General features: G+C 71.6%; 18 protein-coding genes. 9 read left to right on the top strand and 9 right to left on the bottom strand.

Translation table 11 applies throughout. The features are described from left to right. The first annotated feature begins 67 nt into the window (after positions 1 to 67). Positions 68 to 3,139, top strand: coding sequence for a VWD domain-containing protein (locus tag ACQP00_RS50030; RefSeq protein ID WP_433211201.1), 3,072 nt, complete (start codon positions 68 to 70; stop codon positions 3,137 to 3,139). Here ACQP00_RS50030 and ACQP00_RS50025 read toward each other — a convergent pair. After that, entirely contained in the window at positions 3,136 to 4,095 is a 960-nt protein-coding gene (locus tag ACQP00_RS50025; protein ID WP_433211199.1) for a sigma-70 family RNA polymerase sigma factor, read from the bottom strand. The genes ACQP00_RS50030 and ACQP00_RS50025 overlap by 4 nt on opposite strands. A gap of 60 nt (positions 4,096 to 4,155) precedes the next feature. Here ACQP00_RS50025 and ACQP00_RS50020 point away from each other — a divergent pair, with 60 nt between their 5' ends. Further along, positions 4,156 to 4,812 (top strand): RluA family pseudouridine synthase, encoded by a 657-nt coding sequence (locus ACQP00_RS50020; protein ID WP_433211196.1) that lies wholly within the window; start codon positions 4,156 to 4,158, stop codon positions 4,810 to 4,812. Here ACQP00_RS50020 and ACQP00_RS50015 read toward each other — a convergent pair. Continuing rightward, positions 4,802 to 5,536: a lysostaphin resistance A-like protein gene (locus ACQP00_RS50015; RefSeq protein ID WP_433211193.1), complete on the bottom strand. Its 735-nt coding sequence runs from the start codon at positions 5,534 to 5,536 to the stop codon at positions 4,802 to 4,804. The genes ACQP00_RS50020 and ACQP00_RS50015 overlap by 11 nt on opposite strands. Positions 5,537 to 5,707: 171 nt before the next feature. Here ACQP00_RS50015 and ACQP00_RS50010 point away from each other — a divergent pair, with 171 nt between their 5' ends. Further along, complete coding sequence (locus tag ACQP00_RS50010; RefSeq protein WP_433224307.1) at positions 5,708 to 6,883, top strand: APC family permease; 1,176 nt, start codon at positions 5,708 to 5,710, stop codon at positions 6,881 to 6,883. Here ACQP00_RS50010 and ACQP00_RS50005 read toward each other — a convergent pair. Then, positions 6,860 to 7,561 (bottom strand): ABC transporter permease, encoded by a 702-nt coding sequence (locus ACQP00_RS50005; protein WP_433211190.1) that lies wholly within the window; start codon positions 7,559 to 7,561, stop codon positions 6,860 to 6,862. The two genes, ACQP00_RS50010 and ACQP00_RS50005, sit on opposite strands and share 24 nt — an antisense overlap. Then, positions 7,558 to 8,388: an ABC transporter ATP-binding protein gene (locus tag ACQP00_RS50000; RefSeq protein ID WP_433211187.1), complete on the bottom strand. Its 831-nt coding sequence runs from the start codon at positions 8,386 to 8,388 to the stop codon at positions 7,558 to 7,560. The genes ACQP00_RS50005 and ACQP00_RS50000 overlap by 4 nt, the downstream gene beginning before the upstream one ends. A gap of 61 nt (positions 8,389 to 8,449) precedes the next feature. Between ACQP00_RS50000 and ACQP00_RS49995 the strand changes: the two genes are divergently transcribed. From ACQP00_RS49995 to ACQP00_RS49980, 4 genes are all read left to right on the top strand, one after another. Beyond that, positions 8,450 to 9,292, top strand: coding sequence for a MarR family transcriptional regulator (locus tag ACQP00_RS49995; RefSeq protein ID WP_433211184.1), 843 nt, complete (start codon positions 8,450 to 8,452; stop codon positions 9,290 to 9,292). Positions 9,293 to 9,344: 52 nt separating this feature from the next. After that, positions 9,345 to 12,053, top strand: coding sequence for a lamin tail domain-containing protein (locus ACQP00_RS49990; protein WP_433211181.1), 2,709 nt, complete (start codon positions 9,345 to 9,347; stop codon positions 12,051 to 12,053). Between the two features lie 510 nt (positions 12,054 to 12,563). Next, on the top strand, positions 12,564 to 13,151 hold the full coding sequence (locus ACQP00_RS49985) for a DedA family protein (protein ID WP_433211178.1): 588 nt from the start codon (positions 12,564 to 12,566) through the stop codon (positions 13,149 to 13,151). Positions 13,152 to 13,189: 38 nt separating this feature from the next. Beyond that, positions 13,190 to 13,390 carry a CsbD family protein gene (locus tag ACQP00_RS49980; RefSeq protein ID WP_433211175.1) on the top strand — a complete coding sequence of 67 codons (201 nt, stop codon included), beginning with the start codon at positions 13,190 to 13,192 and terminating at the stop codon, positions 13,388 to 13,390. Between the two features lie 61 nt (positions 13,391 to 13,451). Here ACQP00_RS49980 and ACQP00_RS49975 read toward each other — a convergent pair whose 3' ends face one another. From ACQP00_RS49975 to ACQP00_RS49955, 5 genes are all read right to left on the bottom strand, one after another. Further along, on the bottom strand, positions 13,452 to 13,865 hold the full coding sequence (locus ACQP00_RS49975) for an SPW repeat domain-containing protein (protein ID WP_433211172.1): 414 nt from the start codon (positions 13,863 to 13,865) through the stop codon (positions 13,452 to 13,454). A 36-nt stretch (positions 13,866 to 13,901) separates the two neighbouring features. After that, positions 13,902 to 15,512, bottom strand: a complete 1,611-nt coding sequence (locus ACQP00_RS49970; protein ID WP_433211169.1) for a glycoside hydrolase family 10 protein — start codon at positions 15,510 to 15,512, stop codon at positions 13,902 to 13,904. A gap of 67 nt (positions 15,513 to 15,579) precedes the next feature. Then, positions 15,580 to 16,857, bottom strand: coding sequence for a DUF4407 domain-containing protein (locus ACQP00_RS49965; RefSeq protein WP_433211166.1), 1,278 nt, complete (start codon positions 16,855 to 16,857; stop codon positions 15,580 to 15,582). Positions 16,858 to 16,927: 70 nt separating this feature from the next. Further along, positions 16,928 to 17,422 (bottom strand): GNAT family N-acetyltransferase, encoded by a 495-nt coding sequence (locus tag ACQP00_RS49960; RefSeq protein WP_433211163.1) that lies wholly within the window; start codon positions 17,420 to 17,422, stop codon positions 16,928 to 16,930. Between the two features lie 142 nt (positions 17,423 to 17,564). Then, on the bottom strand, positions 17,565 to 17,783 hold the full coding sequence (locus tag ACQP00_RS49955; RefSeq protein ID WP_433211160.1) for a hypothetical protein: 219 nt from the start codon (positions 17,781 to 17,783) through the stop codon (positions 17,565 to 17,567). 399 nt (positions 17,784 to 18,182) lie between these two features. Here ACQP00_RS49955 and ACQP00_RS49950 point away from each other — a divergent pair, with 399 nt between their 5' ends. Further along, the gene (locus ACQP00_RS49950) at positions 18,183 to 19,223 is read left to right on the top strand and encodes a hypothetical protein (RefSeq protein ID WP_433211157.1); all 1,041 of its coding nucleotides are present in this window, start codon (positions 18,183 to 18,185) and stop codon (positions 19,221 to 19,223) included. A 91-nt stretch (positions 19,224 to 19,314) separates the two neighbouring features. Then, positions 19,315 to 20,457: a hypothetical protein gene (locus ACQP00_RS49945; protein WP_433211154.1), complete on the top strand. Its 1,143-nt coding sequence runs from the start codon at positions 19,315 to 19,317 to the stop codon at positions 20,455 to 20,457. The last annotated feature ends 1 nt before the right edge of the window (position 20,458 follow it).

Here is a 20,458-nt window from a genome sequence, read left to right as displayed (position 1 = left end):
GCGGCCTCAGCAGGCCGGCGACGGCCACGCCCGCCGGCAATTTGCAAATGGCCGCCAAGGGTCCCGAATGGGAAAAAGGTCGGGCGTAGAGCGGCAATACCGTCGGCGGTCCGGCGGCCATTGTCTTTCGGGTCGGATGTGTTCGACCGGATGGCGGTGGGCGCCGGACTCGACGGGCTGCCAGTCCGGGTCGGCCGTGGATAGCGTCATTGGCGCCAAAATCGCCGAGACGATGTCTGGGGACGAAACGATGACGGTAAAGCGGAAAACACGGGCCAATCGGTTCGTGCGGCTGTTGACGGGGCTCGCCCTGATATCGAGTGTATTGGTGGCGACGCCGGCCGCGGCCGCCGCGCCTGCCGATGAGGTCGACGCGTATGCGGGTGTCCTGGCCAGCCAAGAAGCCTTCTGTTCGTGGGCGTACCAGGACATCCGTGACGTCTGGACCATCGGCTACGGATTCGATCTCCGGCAGAACCGGGCCGCGCTGCTCGAGGCCGGAATCACGACGGTGCAATATCCGGCGCTGACTTCCGCGCCCGGGTATCAGGTCGGTGAACAAGACGTGGATTCGGCTCGCGCGAGGCTCACGCAAGCGCAGGCAATGGTTGTTCTCAGGCAAATTCTGGTGACCTACATCGGCGTCGCGAAGTCGGTTTTCGGGTACTCGAACAAGGAGTGGAACGCCGAGAACATCAACCGCCGGGCCGCCATGGTGTCGATGGCCTACAACGGGTGGGCGGCGGGCTCGATCAACGCGGCGCAGATCCAGCGTGCCATCGCCAATGAGAACTGGCCGCGGGCGAGCGCGCTCAGCGCACAGCGGTACCGGAAGCTCAAGGACCCGAAGCGCGCCGGCACGATCCCGGCGCTGCTGCTCGGCGATCGGCCCCCGCTGCCGGCCGCGCTCTGTTCGCACGCCTTCATCGCCGACGTCGTCGCGAGTCCGGCCACCGTGGAGGGCGCCGACGGCAAGCCGGTCACCGTCAAGATCACGGCGACCTCGGACCGGACCGTCATCCCGAACACCAGGGTCTCGATGAGCGCGACCCTCGACGACCCGGCGATCGCGAAGGTCGACATCCCGAAGGCCGGCAAAGAGTTCAGGGCGGCGCCACGCGGTGGGACGGGCTCGGGGTCGCTGCGGGTGACCTGCCTGAAGAAGGGCACCACGACCGCCGTCGTCACGCTGACCGGTGTGCTGGTCGAGGACAGCAAGGTGACACCGACGCCGACCTGGCAGGTCAAGGTGCCGGTCACCTGCGACGGGGTCGCCGTGACAACCACCGCGCTTCCCGACGCGCAGGTCGGGGTGGCGTACTCGTTCCAGCTCACCGCGTCCGGCGGCACCGCACCGTACGTGTGGACGGGCGCGGGCCTGCCGGCCGGGCTGCGCGTCGACGAGCACGGGCTGATCTCCGGCACGCCGACCGCGGCCGGCACCGCCGGCAGCGTGCGGGTCACGGTGGTCGACAACGGCGGCGGCACCGACGAGGCCACGCTCAGCCTCGCCGTGGGCCCCGCGCTGCCGCCGATCCCGCCGGGCACCCCGCCCGCGCCGCCGGCCCAGCCGGTCTGTCACGGCACATGTGGCTCGACGATGGGCGACCCGCACCTGACGACGTTCGACGGCGCGCACTACGACTTCCAGCAGGCCGGCGAGTTCGTCGCGGTCGCGTCCACCGTGGACGACCTGCAGATCCAGGTCCGGCAGCGGCCGTGGAACAGCTCGCGGCTCGTCTCCGGCAACACGGCGGTGGCGTTCGCCGTGGCCGGGCACCGGGTCGGGATCTACCTGGCCGGCTCCGGGATGACCACGCTGGTCGACGGGCAGCCGGTCACCGTGACCGCGACCCCGTACGCGCTGCCGGGCGGCGGCACGCTCGCCGCGGGCCCGTCGGGGGAGACGGTGGCATGGCCCGACGGGTCGTTCGCCACGGTGTTCGTGCTGGCCGGCTTCCTCACCATGAACATCAGCGTTGCGCCGGCCCGGCAGGGGCAGCTGACCGGGCTGCTCGGCGACGACGACGGGAACCCGGCCGACGACCTGACCGCCCGCAGCGGGGAGGTGCTGGCGTATCCGGCGACCGCCGCCCAGCTGTACGGGCCGTACTCGGCGAGCTGGCGGCTCACGGCGGCCGAGTCGCTGTTCGACTACGAGGCGGGGCAGTCCACCGACTCGTTCACCGACACCGCTTTCCCGTACGCCTACGCCGAGGTGGCGGGGCTGCCGTCGGCCAACCGGGACGCCGCGCTGGCGGTCTGCCGGGCGGCCGGGGTCACCGAGCAGCCGTACCTCGACTCGTGCGTGCTCGACCTGGCCCTCACCGGTGACCTCGGGACGGTCACCGCGGCTGCGGCCGCCCAGGTGTTCGGGCGCCCCGGCAACCCCGCGCCGGCCTCGTCGTACGCGGGGACCGAGCACAACATCACGTACAACCTCAGCAGCACGTGGCGGGTGACCGGCCTGACCGTGGCCACCGACGGCACGCTCAGCGGCCTCGTCACGATCGATCCGCCGCTGGTCGGCAACGGCGCCCTGACCGGACGGCTCACCGGCTCGTCGATCACGTTCAGCGCCGGCGGCGTCTCCTACACCGGCACGGTCGCGCCCGACGGAACGATGAGCGGCACGTACACCTACGCGAACCAGACCGGCACCTGGACCCTGGCCCCGGTGTCGACCGTGCTGGCGGCCTCATCGCCCGGCGACGCCTGGAGCGACCCGTCGGGCGCCACCGGCACCGCGACCCTCACCTACGGCCACATCGGCTGCACCGCGGTCGACGCGCAGAACCTGTGCACGGGCGGGCTCTGGCCGGTCGTCCCGGGCGCGCCGTGGATCTGGACCGGCCAGTTCACCGGCGAGGACCAGGACACCGTCACCTTCACCCGGACGGTGACGGTGACCGCCGCGCAGGCCGCCCAGCCGGCCACGCTCACCGTGGACGCCGACAACCTGTACACCGTCACGCTCAACGGGTCCCCGGTCGCCTCCGGCAGCCTCGGCACCCCGCAGACCACGGGCGTGCACTTGGTGCCGGGGACCAACACCGTCTCGATCACCGTGACGAACATCAACGCGTACGACCCGAACGGCAACCCGGCCGGCCTGGCCTGGAAGCTGACCGCCGGCTAATCCCTCGCCACGAAGCCGGCGAAGACATCGGGGTCGTGGAAGGCGGTCAGCTCCCGGATCTGGCCGCCCTCCACGCGCAGGACCGAGATGGCGAACGGCCGCTCCTCGGTCGAGCCCGGTGGGACGTGGTAGGCGATCAGCGCCGGATCCCGGTTGGCCCGGGTCAGTTCGACCCGGATGCGACCCACGAAGTACGGCGACCCGGGCGGCACGCTCAAGGCCAGCGCCCCCGCGATCGCGTCGCGGCCGAGGTACCAGGCCGGGATCGGCGGCATCACCGCGCGGGCCTCCGCGGCCAGTAGCCGGGCCATGCCTGCCACGTCGGCGCGTTGGAAGGCGTCCACGTACTGCCGCAGCACCTCCTGCTCCGCCGGGTCCGGACCGCGCGACGGGGTCCAGTCCTCACCCCGGGACGGGAGGCGCTCGCGCAAGGTGGCGCGGGCGCGTTGCAGGGCGCTGTTCACTGACGCGGGCGTCACGGCCAGCAGCGACGCCGTCTCCGCGGCTGACCAGCCCAGCACGTCGCGGGAGATGAGGACCGCGCGCTGGCGTGGTGGGAGGTGTTGCAGGGCGGCCAGGAACGCCAGCTCCACCGTTTCCCGGGCCACGGTTCGGGTTTCCGGGTCGGCGTCGAGGACGCGGTCCGGGAGGGGTTCAAGCCAGGACACGTCGGTGACCGGTGGGCCGTCCACGCCCGGTGCCGACGGCGGGCCCAGGTCCATGGGCAGGACCCGGCGCTGGGCGCTTTTGAGGACATCGAGACAGGCATTTGTCGCTATCCGGTACAGCCAGGCCCGCACCGAGGACCGCCCCTCGAACGAGGACCAGCTCTTCCAGGCGCGCAGGTAGGTCTCCTGGACCAGGTCCTCCGCCTCGTGGAAGGAGCCCAGCATGCGGTAGCAGTGCACCTCCAGCTCGCGGCGGTACGGTTCCAGCTCGGTCAGGTCCAGTCCCATGTCCGCCCTCTCGTCCGTACATGCGAGATTAAGACGATGTGGGCGGAGTTTCGTGAGCGCGTGATCCTGGAGGACGACGCCGTCCTGGTGTTGGACAAGCCGGTGGGCGTCTCCGTGATGGGTGAGCGGCACGAGTCCGACCTGGTGCGGATGGCGGCGGAGGCGGGCGAGGAGCTGTTCCCGGTGCACCGGATCGACAAGGTGACGTCCGGGGTCATCCTGTTCGCGAAGGACCTGGCCGCGCACGGGGGGCTGACCCGGCAGTTCAACAAGCGGACCGTGGAGAAGGCGTACCTCGCCGTCACCAGCCCGGGTGGCCTGCCGGCGGCGGGGCGGATCGATCTGCCGCTGAGTGTGGGGCGCAAGAACCGGGTGCGGATCGCGGCGCCGCGGGAGAGCATCGTGCGGGACGGGGACGCATGGACGGTACCGGCGGCGGAAATCTTTGACAGCGTGTCAACCTATCCGTCGCAGACGTCGTTCAGCGTGCGGGCCCAGGACGACAGCCGGGCGCTGATCGAGGCGTTTCCGCACACCGGGCGGCGGCATCAGATCCGGGTGCACCTGGCCTGGATCGGGCATCCGATCGTCGGGGATCCGCTGTTCGAGAAGAACCCGGCCGGGCGGACGTTCCTGCACTCCTGGCGGCTCACGTTCGATCACCGGGGCGAGCGGGTGACCGTCGAGGCGCCCATGCCCCAGGAATTCACACCATAAGGACGAGGGCCATGAGGATGGCCAGGCTGTTGGTCAGGCAGTGCGCGGCGATGCTGATCCTGACGCTGCGCACGCGGAGCATGACCGCGATGAGCACGACCTGCGCGACGAAGACGAAGACGAACTTCTCCGGCTGCCAGTAGTGCTGGGCGGCGAACAGGCCGGCCGAGGTCAGCACCGCCGCCGCGCCGCGGACGGGCAGGCGGGGCAGCAGGTAGGAGCGGAAGTACAACTCCTCGACCGCCGGGTTGATCAGGCCGTCGACGGCCAGGGTGACCAGCAGCGTGCCGACCATCGTCGAGACCGGGAACGCGGTCGAATCCGCCGGGAGCAGCCACCCGGCCGGATAGACGTCGAGGAACCGCTGCTCGAAGGGGGCGAGCAGGACGACGAGGCCGATGGCCATCGCGGTGACGCAGGGCAGGATCATGAAGTACAGCCGGATCGGTAGTTTGCGCTTGAACGCCAGGACGTCCGGCAGGCCGCGCCACGACCAGCCCGCCGCCCGCAGCAGCAGGCCGAGCTCGATCGGGGTCAGCACGAACGCGAAGGCCAGGGTCAGCGCGAACTGCGGCGGCAGGTGCCAGGCCCGCATCAGCGGACCCAGGGCGAGGGCGGCGGCGAACGTGGCGGCCGCCGGGAGGAGATGCAGCGCGAGTACCGTCGGCCAGGTCATCCGGGCCCGCTCCGCGCCGGTGGCCCGCGTCAGGACGGTCGTCGTCATACCGTGACGCTATGCAGGTGGCCGTCGGCGCCCCAGCCTGCTGGGCGGAGTGTTCGGGGTAGGGCGGGCCCCACCGCGGATCCTCATGCGGGCACCATTGCGGGCGTGACGAACCCCAGGCTGGCCCGGAGATTGAGCACCGTCGACGCGGTCGTCGTCGGGCTCGGGGCGATGATCGGCGCGGGCGTCTTCGCGGCCTTCGCCCCGGCCGCGCGGGCCGTGCACGCGCAGGGCGGACTCCTGTTCGCCGCGCTCGGCCTGGCCGCCGTGGTCGCGTACTGCAACGCCTCCTCCTCCGCCCGCCTCGCCGCGCTGTACCCGGAGTCCGGCGGCACCTACGTCTACGGCCGCCGCCGGCTCGGCGACTTCTGGGGCTTCCTGGCCGGCTGGGGGTTCGTGGCCGGCAAGACCGCCTCGTGCGCGGCGATGGCGCTCACCGTCGGCGCGTACGCGTTTCCCGGCCACGCCCGCCTGGTCGCCGTCGCCGCGGTCGGCGCGGTCACCCTGCTGAACCTGTTCGGCGTGCAGAAGTCGGCCCTCGCCACCCGGGTCATCGTCGCCGTGGTGCTGGCCGTGCTCGCGGTCGTGGTGGTCGTGGCGCTGCTCGGGCCGGCCGCCGTCCCGCCGCCCTCGACGCTCCTGCCGCAGCGGCCGTTCGGCGTGCTGGAGGCGGCCGCCCTGCTGTTCTTCGCCTTCGCCGGCTACGCGCGCATCGCCACCCTGGGCGAGGAGGTCGCGGACCCCGCGCGGACCATTCCGCGGGCCGTGTTCATCGCCCTGGCCGTGACGCTGCTCGTGTACCTCGCTGTCGCCGTCGCCCTCCTGCACGCCCTCGGCCCGGCGCGGCTGGCCTCGTCCACCGCCCCGATCGCCGACGCGGTCGCCGCGGCCGGGGCCGGTGCGCTGGGCCCGGTGGTGCGCGTGGGCGCGGCGGTGGCCGCGCTCGGCTCGCTGCTCGCGCTGGTCCTCGGCGTCTCCCGGACCACCCTGGCCATGGCCCGCGACCGCCACCTGCCCGGCTTCCTGGCCGCCGTGCACCCGCGGCGGCAGGTCCCGCACCGGGCCGAGGTGGCGGTCGGGCTGGTCGTCATGGTGCTGGTGGCGCTGCTGGACCTGCGCGGCGCGATCGGCTTCTCGTCGTTCGGGGTCCTCGTGTACTACGCCATCGCCAACGCGTCCGCGCTCACGCTGCGCGCCGCCGTGGTGCCGATCGTGGGCCTGGCCGGCTGCGTGGTGCTCGCGGTCGCCTTGCCCTTGTCGTCGGTACTGCCCGGTCTCGCCCTGTTCGCCGTAGGCGCCCTGGTGTGGGTGATCCGCCGCCGGTCACGGGGTCAGGCTGCGGCGTAACACGAACGGGGCCAGCACCAGGCCACCCACCGCCCAGGCACCCAGGACGGCGACGATCCCGGCCGGCGCGCCCGGCGATTCGAGGAACGCGGCGCGCATGCCGAGGCCCATCCAGTACACCGGGAAGGCTTGGGCGGTTGCTTGCACCCATCCCGGCAGCATGGTGATCGGATAGAAGATGCCGGAGATGCCGATGACGGCCAGCACCGGCAGGGTGAGCAGGCCCTGCCCGCGGGCCGTGGGGAACAGCGTGCCGAGGATCGCGCCGAGCGGGAGGGTGGCGAGCAGGCCGAGGGCGAGGACCCACGCGACGGTGCCTCCGTTCACGGTCTTGGTGGAGACGATGAACAGTGCCGGAACGAGGAAGATGGCCAGGTCGATGAGCACGGTGGCCGCGACCGAGATGACCTTGCCCGCCAGGTAGGCCCGGACGCCGTTCGGGGTGGCGCGGGCGCGCAGGAGGGTGCCGTCCTCGCGGTCGGCCGTCAGGTGCTGGCTCATGGTCACCATGGCCATCGCGGCGTTCATGCCCAGGATCGACGGCAGCAGCTCCGCGCGGTCGCGAAGGAACCACAGCGTCACGAGCATCAGCGCCGGCCAGAAGCAGTGGTTGAACAGGTCGCCGGGGTTGGTCAGCGACTGCCGCAGCTCGATCCGCGCGCGCTCCCACGCCCTCATCGCGCCACCAGCCCGACGTAGGTGTGCTCCAGCGACGAGCGGCGGATCTCCAGGTCGGCGACCGCCTCGCCGTGCCGGCCGAACAGCTCGTAGGCGAAGCGGGTCGGGTCGGGGGTGGTCTCGGCGTACTGTCGTTCGCCGATCCGCCAGCGCACCTCGTCGGGGCCGGCGAGCTCGGCGGCGGTCCCGTCGGCGATCACCCGCCCGCCGTCCAGGATCACGATGTGCCCGGCCAGGTGCTCGGCCTCGTGCAGGTCGTGGGTGGTGAGCAGGATCGCGGTGCCCTCCTCGGCGACCAGCCGCTCGACCAGCCCGTGGAACTCCCGGCGGGCCAGCACGTCCAGGCCGGCCGTCGGCTCGTCGAGGAACAGCACCTCGGGCCGCCCGACGATGCCCAGGGCCAGGTCGAGGCGGCGCCGCTGGCCGCCGGAGAGGGTACCGATCCGCTGCCGCGCCTGCCCCGCCAGCCCGACCTGGGCGACGAGGGCGTCCGGGTCCCAGGCGCGGCCGGGGTAGTACCGGGCCTGGTGGGCGAGCAGTTCGCGGACCCGCCACTTCGCGTGGTCGCGCCAGGACTGCAGCACGATCCCGACCCGGGCCCGCCACCGCTCGTCGCCGCGGGCCGGGTCCACGCCGAGGACGGCCGCGGTGCCGCCGGTGCGGGCCCGGAAGCCCTCGAGGATCTCGATGGTGGTGCTCTTCCCGGCGCCGTTGGGCCCCAGCAGCGCGAGCACCTCGCCGGGGCGGCCCCGGAAGCTCACGCCCTGCAGGACGTCGCGGTCGCCGCCGTACCGCATCCGCAGTTGGTCGACCTCGAAAGTTTCCATATTCGGAAACGTAGGGCGTTGAGCGCTCAAAATGGCCCTGGCTTATGCAACGATGCGTTTCGTGCCAGGAGTGCGACTGACCCCCGAGGACCGCGCGCAGATCGCGGCCGGGCTGGCCGAGCGGCTCGACTACGCGGAGATCGCCCGGCGGCTGGGCCGGCCGACCTCGACGGTCTCCCGCGAGGTCGCCCGGAATCTGCGCCGCGGCACCTACGCGCCCCGGCCGCTGCCGTCCGCGCCGGTCGGCGTCCCCGACTTCGACGAGCGGTTCACCGCGCTGATGGTGGAGTCGGGACTGTCGCGCATGGCGTCCCGGGTGCTGACCGCGCTCGTCACCACCGACGCCGGCGCCCTGACCGCGGCCGAGCTGGTGGCCCGCCTGCGGGTGAGCCCGGCCTCGGTGTCGAAGGCGGTCGCCTACCTGGAGACCCTGTCGATCGTGCGGCGGGAGCGGGTGGCGGGGCGGCGGGAGCGGTACGTGATCGACGACGACGTCTGGCTGCGCACCTGGCAGACCAGCGCCGACCAGCACGCCCGCTGGGGCGCGGCGGCTCGCGCGGGGGCTCTGGAATACGGCGGCGCGGCCGGGGCCCGGCTGGAGCGCATGGGGCAGTTCTTCGAGAAGCTGGGCCAGACCATGGCCCACGACTACGACCCGGCGGTGGCCGAGGACATGCTGACGGTGATCGCGGCCCTCGTCCACGCCGTTGAGCCGCGTTCCGCGGAGGAGTTGGCCGCCGCCCTGGGCTGGCCCGTGGCCCGGGTGTCCGCGGCCCTCGCCCTGGCGGAACGGCCAGACTTCGCTGACCCCGTGGCTCCGCTGCGCCGGCCGGACGGGCGGTACGTCGCCGTCGCGAATCCCGATCGGCTCACGCCCGGCCAGCGTGCGGCCCTGAGCAGCTAGCCGTTCGCGAGGTGTTCACGCCGGCTTCGTCACGATGGCCGACGCTGCGCAGGTGCGCACCAAAATCCTTCTGCTCGCCGCCGCGGCGCCGCTGCTGATCGTCGGGCTGGGCGTGACCGCGGCCCAGGCGGCCGACGCGCCGGCCGTCCACATCAACGAGGTCGAGTCCAACGGCGGCACCCCCGGCGACTGGGTCGAGCTGGCCAACACCGGCTCCGCCCCGGTGGACCTGTCCGGCTGGATCGTCAAGGACAGCGACGACACCCACGTCTACACGATCGCCGCCGGCACCACGATCGCCCCGGGCGCGTTCCTGCCGGTCGACGTGGAGAGCGCCTACGGCCTCGGCGCGGCCGACTCGGCGCGGCTGTTCCTGCCCGACGGCACCACGCTCGTCGACTCCTACTCGTGGACCGCGCACGCGGCCACCACCTTCGGCCGCTGCCCCGACGGCACCGGCGAGTTCAAGACCACCACGACGTCGACGCGCGGGGCGGCCAACGACTGCCGGGAGCCCGGCACGGCGACCGTGCGCATCAACGAGGTCGAATCCAACGGCGGCACCCCCGGCGACTGGATCGAGCTGACCAACACCGGGCCGGCGGCCGTCGACGTGTCCGGTTGGACGCTCAAGGACAACGACGACAGCCACGTCTTCACGATCGGCTCCGGCGTTTCTCTTGCCGGCAACGGCTTCCTGGCGCTGGACGTCGACCCGGTCTTCGGCCTGGGCAGCGCCGACTCCGCGCGGCTGTTCACCGCGAGCGGCGCCCTGGTCGACTCGTACTCCTGGACGGCGCACGCGGCCACCACGTACGGCCGCTGCCCGGACGGCACCGGCGACTTCGCCACCACGACGGTCGGCACCAAGGGCGCGGCCAACGCCTGCCCTGGCCAGACCCCCGCGTCCCCGTGGCCGGGCGGCAGCGCGATCACGACCGTCGACGGCGCCAACGTCCTCGGCGGCAACATGAGCGGGCTCGCCTACGACGGTTCTTCGTTGTGGGCGGTCAAGAACGGCCCGGGCACGTTGTACCGCCTGAGCTCCGACGGCACGCAGTGGAACCCGGCCGCCACGTACCCCCTGCACTACCCGAACGGCACCGGTGACCCGGACGCCGAGGGCGTGACCCTCGCCAACGGCGCCGTCTACATCTCCACCGAGCGGGACAACAGCAACTCCGGCGTGAGCCGCCCGGCCGTCGAGCGCTTCGACGTCGCCGCGGGCGCGATCACCCGCGAGTGGGTGCTGACCGCGGACCTGCCGCCGGTCGCCGCCAACAGCGGGCTCGAGGGCATCACGTTCGTGCCGGACGGGTACCTCACCGCGAAGGGCTTCCGCGACGAGCACACGGGCGCGGCGTACGACCCGGCCACCTACCCGAACCACGGGGGCGGGCTGTTCCTCGTCGGGCTCGAGGCCAACGGCACCATCTACGCCTATGCGCTCTCCGAGGACGGCTCGTTCACCCGGGTCGCCACCATCGCGAGCGGCTTCGTGTCGGTGATGGATCTGCAGTACGAGCCGGAGACCGGCCCGATCTGGGCCGCCTGCGACGACACCTGCGGCGGCCGCACCGCCACCCTGGACGTCGACGCGTCGGGCAAGCTCGCGGTCACCAAGGTGTACGAGCGCCCGGCGGGCCTGCCGAACTACAACAACGAGGGCTTCGCGATCGCGCCTCAGTCCGAGTGCGTGGCCGGCCAGAAGCGCGTCTGGTGGTCGGACGACACCAACGACGAGGGCCACGCGCTGCGGGCCGGCACCATCAACTGCACCGTCCCCGACGCCGACGCCGACGGCATCCAGGACGCGGTCGACCCGCACCCCACGGTTCCGGGCGACGACTTCACCGGCGGCGCGATCCTGAACCGCGGCGGCCGTTCGCTGACCGTCGAGCCCGGCCTGAAGTTCACCGTCGGCGCCGGCACCGCACCGCTGCAGGTCCGCCTGGACGGCAGCACGTCGACGATCGCCCTCGGCACCGGCGTCTACACCCTCGCCCCGGGCGCCACGGTCGCGACGCTCTCCGGCGAGCCGGCGGTCGTGACCGCGTCGCTCAAGTCGCAGCCGATCCTGCTCACCGTGGCGGCCGGCGGCTCCGTCACCTACACCGACGCCCTGACGGGGATCGTTTCCAAGGGCCCCGTTTCGGTACGGTCGGCAAGCCAGCCCGCCGACGCCTGCACCGGCATCGCCGTGCAGAACGTCCTGATCGGCGGCACCGGCAACGACCGCCTGACCGGCACCGCGGGCAACGACCTGATCCTCGGCCGCGGCGGCAACGACGTGGTCGACGGCAACGGCGGCACCGACTGCGTCACGACCGGCCCCGGCAACGACACCATCACGGTCGGCGACGGCCACGACTGGATCGACGCCGGCGGCGGCAACAACGTCATCACCGCAGGTGGGGGCAACAACGTCATTTCGGCCGCCTCGGGTAACGACACCATCACGACCGGCCCCGGCAACGACACAATCACCGCGGGCGGCGGCAACAATGTGATCCGAGCCGGCGACGGCGACAACACCATCACGTCGGAGTCCGGCAACGACACCATCACCACGGGCAGCGGCAACGACACCGTGCACGCCGGCAACGGCAACAACACGGTGACCACCGCCGCCGGCACCGACACCATCACCACAGGCAGCGGCAACGACACCGTGGACTGCGGCGCGGACATCGACACCGCCAACCCGGGCCGCGGCAACAACACCAATTCCGGCGCGCGCTGCGAGGCCTTCACGGCCTGAGCTCTCCGCGCCCGACATAGAGGAACGGCCCTCAGCCCCATTGCGGGGCCGGGGGCCGTTTCGTTTGTGGTGGTTGCCTGAGAAGGTGGGGGAGCTTCGCTCCACCCACACCCCCTCAAGACCGCACCGGGTCTTGGCGGCGGCGGAAACCTCACCGGCGACCTCGGGATCACCGTCGAGCGTGGCGGTGACAGCCTCTACCACGCCGAACGTCGTCAGCGCGGTCTGCGCCACGACCGCCGGGCCGACCTAGCGGGCGCGGTCCCGGATAGCCGAAGCTGGCAAGCGCCGCGATGCGCCGATACACGAGCGGCCGGGTGAATGCGCATGCCGGTGCACGCCCGTGCCGCTCATCGCTCCCGCTGCGGCACCTGGATCCGCAGGTCGTCCACGGTGGCCGGGCTCGCGACGACGCTCGCCCCGCGGCCCGTAAGGGTAGGGGAAACCCCCCAACCGATCGGCGGGTTGGCACCGCTGATTCCGCGGCTCCCAAACGGCAGGGTAAAGGGCATGGAAGCGATGGCCGGCTGGGCGTACCTGGTGATCTTCGTGTTGTTGGTGCTGGACTGCCTCATCCCCGCGGTCCCGGCCGAGACGAGCGTGATCGCCGGCGGAGCGCTCGCCGCGAACGGCCACCTGCACGTCGGAGTGGTGCTGCTAGCCTCGGCGACGGCGGTATTCGTCGGCGACGTCCTCATGCACGAGGTGGCCAGGCGCGGCGGTCGGCGGTTCGTGGAGCGGTTCCTGCGCGGCGAGCGCTACGCCAGAGCCGTCGGCTGGGTCGCCCGCCTGCTCGATCGGCACGGTGGCGCGATCGTCGCCGGTGGGCGGTTCGTGCCGCTCGGGCGGACGACCGTGGCCCTGGTCAGCGGGTACGCCCAATTTCCCCGGAACCGCCTGCTCCCCGCGTTCGCGGTCGGCGCCGTTCTGTGGAGCCTCTACGTGGTCGGCCTCGGCTACCTCGGCGGGAACGTGTTCACCGACAACCCGCTCGCGGCGGCCGGGCTTGGGATTGCGCTCTCGTTCGTGCTCACCGGTGTGACGACCGCCGCGCGGCAGTTGCGTTTGCGCGGGCGGAAAGCCGGGCAACCTGCTTAGTGCAAGGCGAAAGACCAAATACGTGGAAGGGATGAGCGATGAGTTTCACGGACAAGGTCGAGCACAAGGCCGAAGAGCTCAAGGGTGCCGCCAAGGAGAAGTACGGCGACGCCACCGACAACGAGCGTCTGCAGGCCGAAGGCGCCGCTGAGCGCGCCGCCGCCAAGGCCAAGCAGGCCGGCGACCACGTGAAGGACGCGGGGCACGACGTGGCCGACGCGTTCAACCGGGATCGCTGACCGCGCAGAACCCTGCGTCGGTTTCCGGGCCGCCCCGATTTCGGGGCGGCCCGGCCGCGTCTCACGAAGATTCCGGGCCCAGGGCCGCACAGGTGAGGATCAGGATGCCCACCGCCACGTCGTTGGCGGTCGAGGCGGTCCAGCCGTACTGCAGCACCAGCGGGGCGACGAGCAGCCAGCCGGCCAGGCCGCCGATGATCGGGGTGAAGCCGGCCGCGCGGGGTTGCAGCAGCCGGATGATGGTTACGACGGCGAGCGCGATCCCGGTCACGGCGTCGCTCCAGAACACGTCGTAGCGGCCCTCGCCGATGTACCCGAACGGCACCGACGCCACCACCAGCCACACCGCGGCCAGGAATACGATGGTCAGCGGGAGCCGGCGGGCGTTCGTGGCGGCGGCCGGGGGCTCATCGGAGAATGAGGGGCGCACGTGCGCGGGCGTGGTGAAGTCCTGGTCCGAGATGAAGCTCGTCATGGGCCGAAGCCTCGGTAAATCCCGGATGAGCGGGGATCACCCCGACGGAGGGCTTTCGTTCCAGGACCGGTCGAGCTCGGTGACGCAGTAGGTGCCCTTGGGGCCGGTGAAGTCGCCGTCGCCGCCGCGTCTCGTGGCGACGAGCTTGGCGGCGCCGCCGTCGACGCGGTAGACGGCCGCCGCGACGCCCTTGCCCTTCCAGGTCAGCTTCACGCCGCCGCCGCTGGGCTCGGTGCTCAGGGTCGGCGCGCCCGGGGCGGTGTTCGGCAGCCACGACATCACCGGCGGGAGAGCCGGAGAACCATAGAAATCGCTCGTGTACTTCGTGACGGCGCCGAGCATATCCGCCCGCAAGTTCTTGGCGCTGAAGTGGACGCTGCCGGTGACCTGCGGATACTTGCGGTTCAGGGCCAGCTGGCGGTCGAGTTCGCCGGGATCGGACCACGGGCCGGACTGGCCGACGCGGTAGTCGGCCTGCCCGACGTACAACTGAACCCTGGTCTTTTTGACGACGTCGACCCACCAGGGCACGAGCTTGGCGTAGTCGGCGACCTCGAAGCCGATGTTCCAGTACAACTGCGGCACGATGTAGTCGAGCCACTGCTGCTGCACCCACAGGCGGGTGTCGGCGTAGATCTCGTCGTAGCTCTGCAGGCCGCGGGTCGGGGAGCCGGCCGGGTCGGTGGCGTCGTTGCGCCAGATGCCGAACGGGCTGATCCCGAACTTCACCCACGGCTTGATCTTCTTGATCCGCTCGCTCATCTCCTTGACCAGGAGATTGACGTTGTCGCGGCGCCAGTCGGCCAGGCTCTTGCCGGCCCCGTAGGTCCGGTACGCGGCGCCGTCCGGGTAGTCCTGCTTGGCCACCGGGTACTGGTAGAAGAAGTCGTCGAAGTGCACGCCGTCGACGTCGTACTTCTCCACCGCCTCCAGCATCGAGTCCTCGACGAACTTGCGCGCCTCGGGAATGCCCGGGTTGAAGTGCAGCCGACTGCCGGTGGTGCCCTCCGACGGGTAGACCACCGCCCACTCCGGGTGCTTGCGCAGCGGGTGGTCGGGCGCGAGCGCGTTGATGTCCGGTCCGGCCCCGGCGGGCGCGGGCTGGCTGCCCCGGTACGGGTTGAACCAGGCGTGGAACTCCAGGTTGCGCCGGTGGGTCTCGTCGATCATCCACTGCATGAGGTCGAAGCCGGGGCCCTGGCCGCGCACCCCCGTGATCCACTCGGACCAGGGCGCGTACTCCGAGGGCCACAGCGCGTCCCCGCTGGGCCGCACGTGCACGAAGACCGCGTTGAGATTGCGCTGCTTGGCGAGGTCCAGCCAGCCCAGGTACTCCTGCTTGATCTGGTCCGCGGGCAGCCCCGGCTGGCTCGGCCAGTCGATGTTCTCGACGGTGGTGATCCAGACCCCGCGCAGCTCGCGGGGCGCGCTCAGCGGGGCGCCGCCGCAGCGGGCCGCGCGCGGGTCGGCGGCCCGGTCGGCCCGGTCGCCGCCGCGGTCGATCCGATCCACGTCGGGGGAGTTGGCCGAGGCGTTGATGGACTTGTCCCACACCATGCGGGCCACCCCGACCCCGCCGACGAGGACCAGCACGATGCCGATGACGAGCGGCAGCACCGACGTGCGTTGAGGCAGGCGGTTCTGCACCGGCCCACTATGCACGGGAGACCCGGGGCGAAAGCAAGACATCGGGGCAACATTTTGGGCTGAAACTTCAACCCGTCCGACCCGTAGACGCTGGTGCAGGCATCGAGGGGGTGTGGGTGGAGCGGAGCTCCCCCGCGGATCGGGAGTACGGCCGGACCAGTCTCGATTGGTCTTCGAGTTCGGCCACCAAACGCTCCGTGGCGCGGCTGACCGCGGCGTCCATGAGCCGCCGCTCGGCCACCACGGTCTCCAGGCCGTCCCCGGCCAGCGCCTGCGCCTGGGCCGTGACCTGCAATTCCTGCTCGTGGCGGCGGGTCTCGGACAGCTCCCGCCGCCGGGCCTCGCGGGCCTCGGTGCGCTCGTAGCCGTTGCCGTGCGAGACGAGCTTGAGCCAGACCGCGGCGCAGTCCAGGCAGACCAGCAGGGCCGCCACCCCGAGGTAGAAGAAGCCGAAGCCCCAGAAGTCGCTGGTCACCAGGTGCCACATCGCGGTCGTACGGGCCCCGAAGCCGGACCCGGCCGCGACTGTGGCGCGGTTGGCGGCGCGCTGCTCGTCGATCTGCCCGAGCAGCGCGGCGACCTGCCCCGACCGCGACGCCCGGCCGGGGTCCTGGGCCGTGCGCAGCGCCGCCGCCTCGCCGTCGAGCCGGGTGGCCTCGTCCATGAGCGCGCGGGACTGCTGGACCAGCGTGTCGCAGTACCCGCCGGCCGGGCACCCGGCCCGCTGGGTCACGCCGCCGGCCCGGGAGTCGGCCAGGGCCTGGTCGTAGAGCGCCCCGGACTCCTTGCGCTTGTCGGCGGCCAGGGTGTGCAGCTTCGCGACGGCGTCGTCGTCGGCCGCGTCCTGGGCCCGCAGCGCGTCGAGCTGCCGCTGGAAGGTCGCGATGGCCCCGGTCTGCTCCAGCGTCGTCAGCTGGCGGTTGTGGACCGTCCCGAGATACGCGTCGATTTCGCCCTTGTACCGCGCGAGCATGAGCGGCTCGGTGATGACCACGGCGAACAGCAGGGCCAGGAGGATCCGCCCGGCGTACAGCCCGATGGTCCGCCGGCGCAGCAACTGGTGCGGGTCGGCCGAGTCGAGCTGCTCGAAGTTGACCGCGACCCGCCCGACGACGGCCCGGTCGTAGGCGATCACGGCCAGCGCGACCGGCGGCCCGACCAGCCACTGCCACCACGGATGGGCATAGTTGGTGGAGGCGTCGACGAAGCTCGCGGCGCCGACGATCGCGTAGACGCCGTACAGCACGATGAAGATGCCGATCGAGCCGTAGAGGGCCCGGTCGGTGTGGCTGCGCACGCTGGCGGGATTCACGTTCGCGATCCTCAGCAGCACGCTTCCCGCCATGGGAGCGACGGTACGCGAGGATAAGTCGCATTTGTGGGCGTTTCGGAAACCCGCGCCGGCCGGGGATCGCCTACTTGACCCCGGCGGCGATCGCGGGTGCCGGGGCCCGCACGACCATCGGCAGCGGCTTGACCATGATCAGGCAGCGCTCGGTGCTGAAGGTCTTGCGGCCCTCGTCGTCGTAGTCGATGACCATGGCGTTGACCTCGCCGTGCGGCCACTCCTCGTAGCCGCGGCCGGTGTACATCCGGCGGGCGGCGGCATTCGTGGGCGTCACGCCGAGCGCGATGCCGGTCCGGCCGCGGCCCCGGGCGTAGTCCTCGGCGGCCTGCATGATCTCCGAGGCCACGCCCTGGCGGCGCCGGTCGGCGACGACCTGCAGGTGGCTCAGGACCGGCACGTTGCGCAACCGGGCGCGCAGTTCCCACTCCTCGGCGGGCTGCATGCGCAGAAAGGCCGCGCCGGCCACCCGCTGCTCCGATTCGGCCACGAACAGGACGCCCAGCTGCGGCTGGCGGGCGATGCGCTCCGCGAAGTACTGCTGCTGCCGGAATGCGCTTACCAAGGCCGGAAGATCGGCGGGAACCGCCGGGCGAACCTCTGGCACCGTTGTCGAGCTCCTTTGGCCGACGGGGAATGCGGGTCGGGGACGGCCCCGCAATGGGCTCCGTCCCCGGTTGTCTGTGTGCTAAACCCGGCTGAAGGGCTCACCCCGCGCCGGAGTGGATCACGGTGTACAGCGTGACGAACATTACGGGACACAGGACCGCCACCCACAGCCAACCCCGCACGACATTGTCGCGCGCCTCGCGTTTCACCTCGCGGTGATACGGCGTCGGGGTCGCCTCCGGATGCCGATAGGTGTTGACCGAGCGGCCCAACCAGCCGACCACCACCGCGAAGGTGACGAGCACGGCGAAGAACAAGGCCACGACACTTGCATCAGGACTGTGATGTACGGGTGAACCGGAAACCAATACCATGGGCATCGGTACGTCCTTTTACTGGCGTGACAGGGCTACCGAAATTGGGGCGGCCCGGCGGCAACCGGGCCCGCCCCGTCTTGCGTTTCGCGGTGGACCGGCTCGTAGGGCATCACTCCGACCCCCCTCGTTTCAGTCAACGGGACTGAATTTCAGTGATGACCTGAAGTCCTACCGCTCTCACGTCATTGAGCCTATTGTTTCAGCACGTCCTGAAACAATAGGCAGCGCTCAAGGACGGCACAGTGCCGCGATAGCAGCAGATCGCGACGAGGATCGACGATCCTCACGGTCGGCCCGGATACTTCGGGCCACGCTGAAATCGGCTGAAGGGGGGAAGCGGTGACCGATCCGGACACGCTCGCGCAAGCGCTGCGGACGCTGCGCGGCGACGCCCGGCTTCAGGGCCGGCCCGACGGCAAGGTGAGCCAGGGCGACCTCGCCCGCGTCTTCGGGGTCAGCGTGCCGTCCATCTCGTCGTGGGAGAAGAAGACCGACGCCAAGCGACCGCCGGACGTCCATCTGGACAAGTACGCGCGGCTGTTCGCCACGCCCCGCTCGTTCGCCGACGGCGGGCCGGTGCTCTTCGAGGTCGAGCAGCTCACCGCCGAGGAGCGGGTGCGCCACGACGAGCTCAAGCGCGCGTTCGGCATGGAGTCCGAGCCGCTCAACCCGCTCAAGTTCCCGCCCGGCGAGCCGCTCACCGTGGTCTGCGCCGAGCTGCCCGAGGAACTGCAGGCGGCCCGGGAGTACGCCGACCCGCTCGCCCCGGACCACGTCGAGCTCTACAGCTACGCCGACCCGGACGCCCTCTTCGAGCTCTACAGCTACCTGCGCCAGGTGAACCCCAACAACCGGATCCGCTACAAGCTCGTCACCCGGCTCGACCGCGACGACTTCCACACCCACCTGCTGCTGCTCGGCGGGGTGGACTGGAACAACCTCACCCGGGAGACCTACGACCTGCTCGACATCCCGGTCCGGCAGGTCGGCCGGGAGGGCATCGAGGCCGGCGCGTTCGAGGTCCGCGACGCCGGCGGCACCGGCCGCACCCTGGTGCCGGTGCTCAAGGAGGAGGACGGCCGGCTCACGCTGCGCGAGGACGTGGCGCACCTCTGGCGCGCCCCGAACCCCTACGGCCGGGACGGCTCCACGGTGACGATCTTCAACGGGGTGTACGGCCGCGGCACCTACGGCATCGTCCGGGCGCTCACCGACGTCGACTGGCGCGAGCGCAACTTCCGCTACCTGGAGCGCCGCTTCGGCGGGGCGCCCTCGTTCAGCCTGGTCTCGCGGGTGCGGATCGTCACCGGGATCGTCACGGTGCCGGACTGGACCGATCCGAACATCCGACTGCACGAATGGCCGACCGACTCCGGCTGAGCAGCGGCGACACGCCGGGCGCGCGGGCCGTTAGAGTACTCGTCACACGATCGGGGAGTACGGGGAGGCATCGCGTGGAGTCGGCAGCTTCATGACCTCCGCGGAGCCGCATCACCACTCCTCCCACCGCCAGCTGCTCCGGCCCGACCGCGCCGGCCCCGGCAGCCTCGACGCGATCATCGTGCCCACCAACCGGCCGGTGAGCTTCATCAGCGCCGCCATGCGCCTGGCCGGCGAGCTGGACTGCCTGCTGCTGGTGCTGTGCAGCCGGTGGAGCACGGCCAGCCTGGTGATCAACGAGGCCGACCGGGCGGGCGTGCGGGCGGTCGCCGTCGACGTGCCGCCGCGGGCCCGGCTGCCCCGCCCGGGCGCCGACGCGCTGCTCGCCGGGCGCACCGCGGCCCCGCGAAGCGGCAGCACCGCGGGGCCGCGCGCCTGGCGCCGCCGCGGCCTGCCGTTCCGCAGCCGGACCGACACCAGCATGAAGCGCAACGTCGGGCTCGCGGTCGCGCACATGATGCCGGGCTGGCGGGCGGTGCTGTTCCTCGACGACGACGTCGCCGTGTCGGCCGATGACGTGCGGGGCGCGGCCGGGCTGCTCGGCGAGTACGACGCCGTGGGCCTGGAGAACACCGGCTACCCGGACAACTCCGTGGTCTGCCACGCCAACCGCGCGGTCGGCGCCGTCCAGGACACCTTCATCGGCGGCGGGGCGCTGCTGGTGCCGACGAGCAGCCGCTCGTACTTCCCCAACGTGTACAACGAGGACTGGTTCTTCCTCTTCGAGCACATCCGCGAGCGCCGCGTCGCCGTGACCGGCCTGGCCGACCAGAAGGCCTACGACCCGTTCGACGGGCCGGGCCGCGCCCGCCGCCAGGAGTTCGGCGACTGCCTCGCCGAGGGCGTGTTCGAGCTGCTCGACGACGGCCGCGACCTCGCCGACGCGGGCCACGGCTTCTGGAGCGACTACCTGGACCGGCGGGGCGCGTTCATCGACGGCATCATGGCGCAGCTGCCGCCGGACGCCGAGGGCGTCAGGATGCGCCGGGCGCTGCGGGCGGCCCAGGAGAGCCGGGAGAAGATCACCCCGCAGCTGTGCGTGGACTACCTCGCCGCCTGGCAGCGTGACCGGCAGGCGTGGGACGACTTCCTGGCCGGATTGCCCAAGTTGAGTGACGTCCATGCGGCTCTGCGGCATCTCAGCCTCCGGCCGACGGGCGGCGGCCAGGAGTAGA

This window comes from Dactylosporangium sp. CS-047395, from assembly GCF_050942185.1.
Classification (GTDB): Bacteria; Actinomycetota; Actinomycetes; order Mycobacteriales; family Micromonosporaceae; genus Dactylosporangium.
This window is presented reverse-complemented; position numbering and strand designations above follow the sequence as displayed.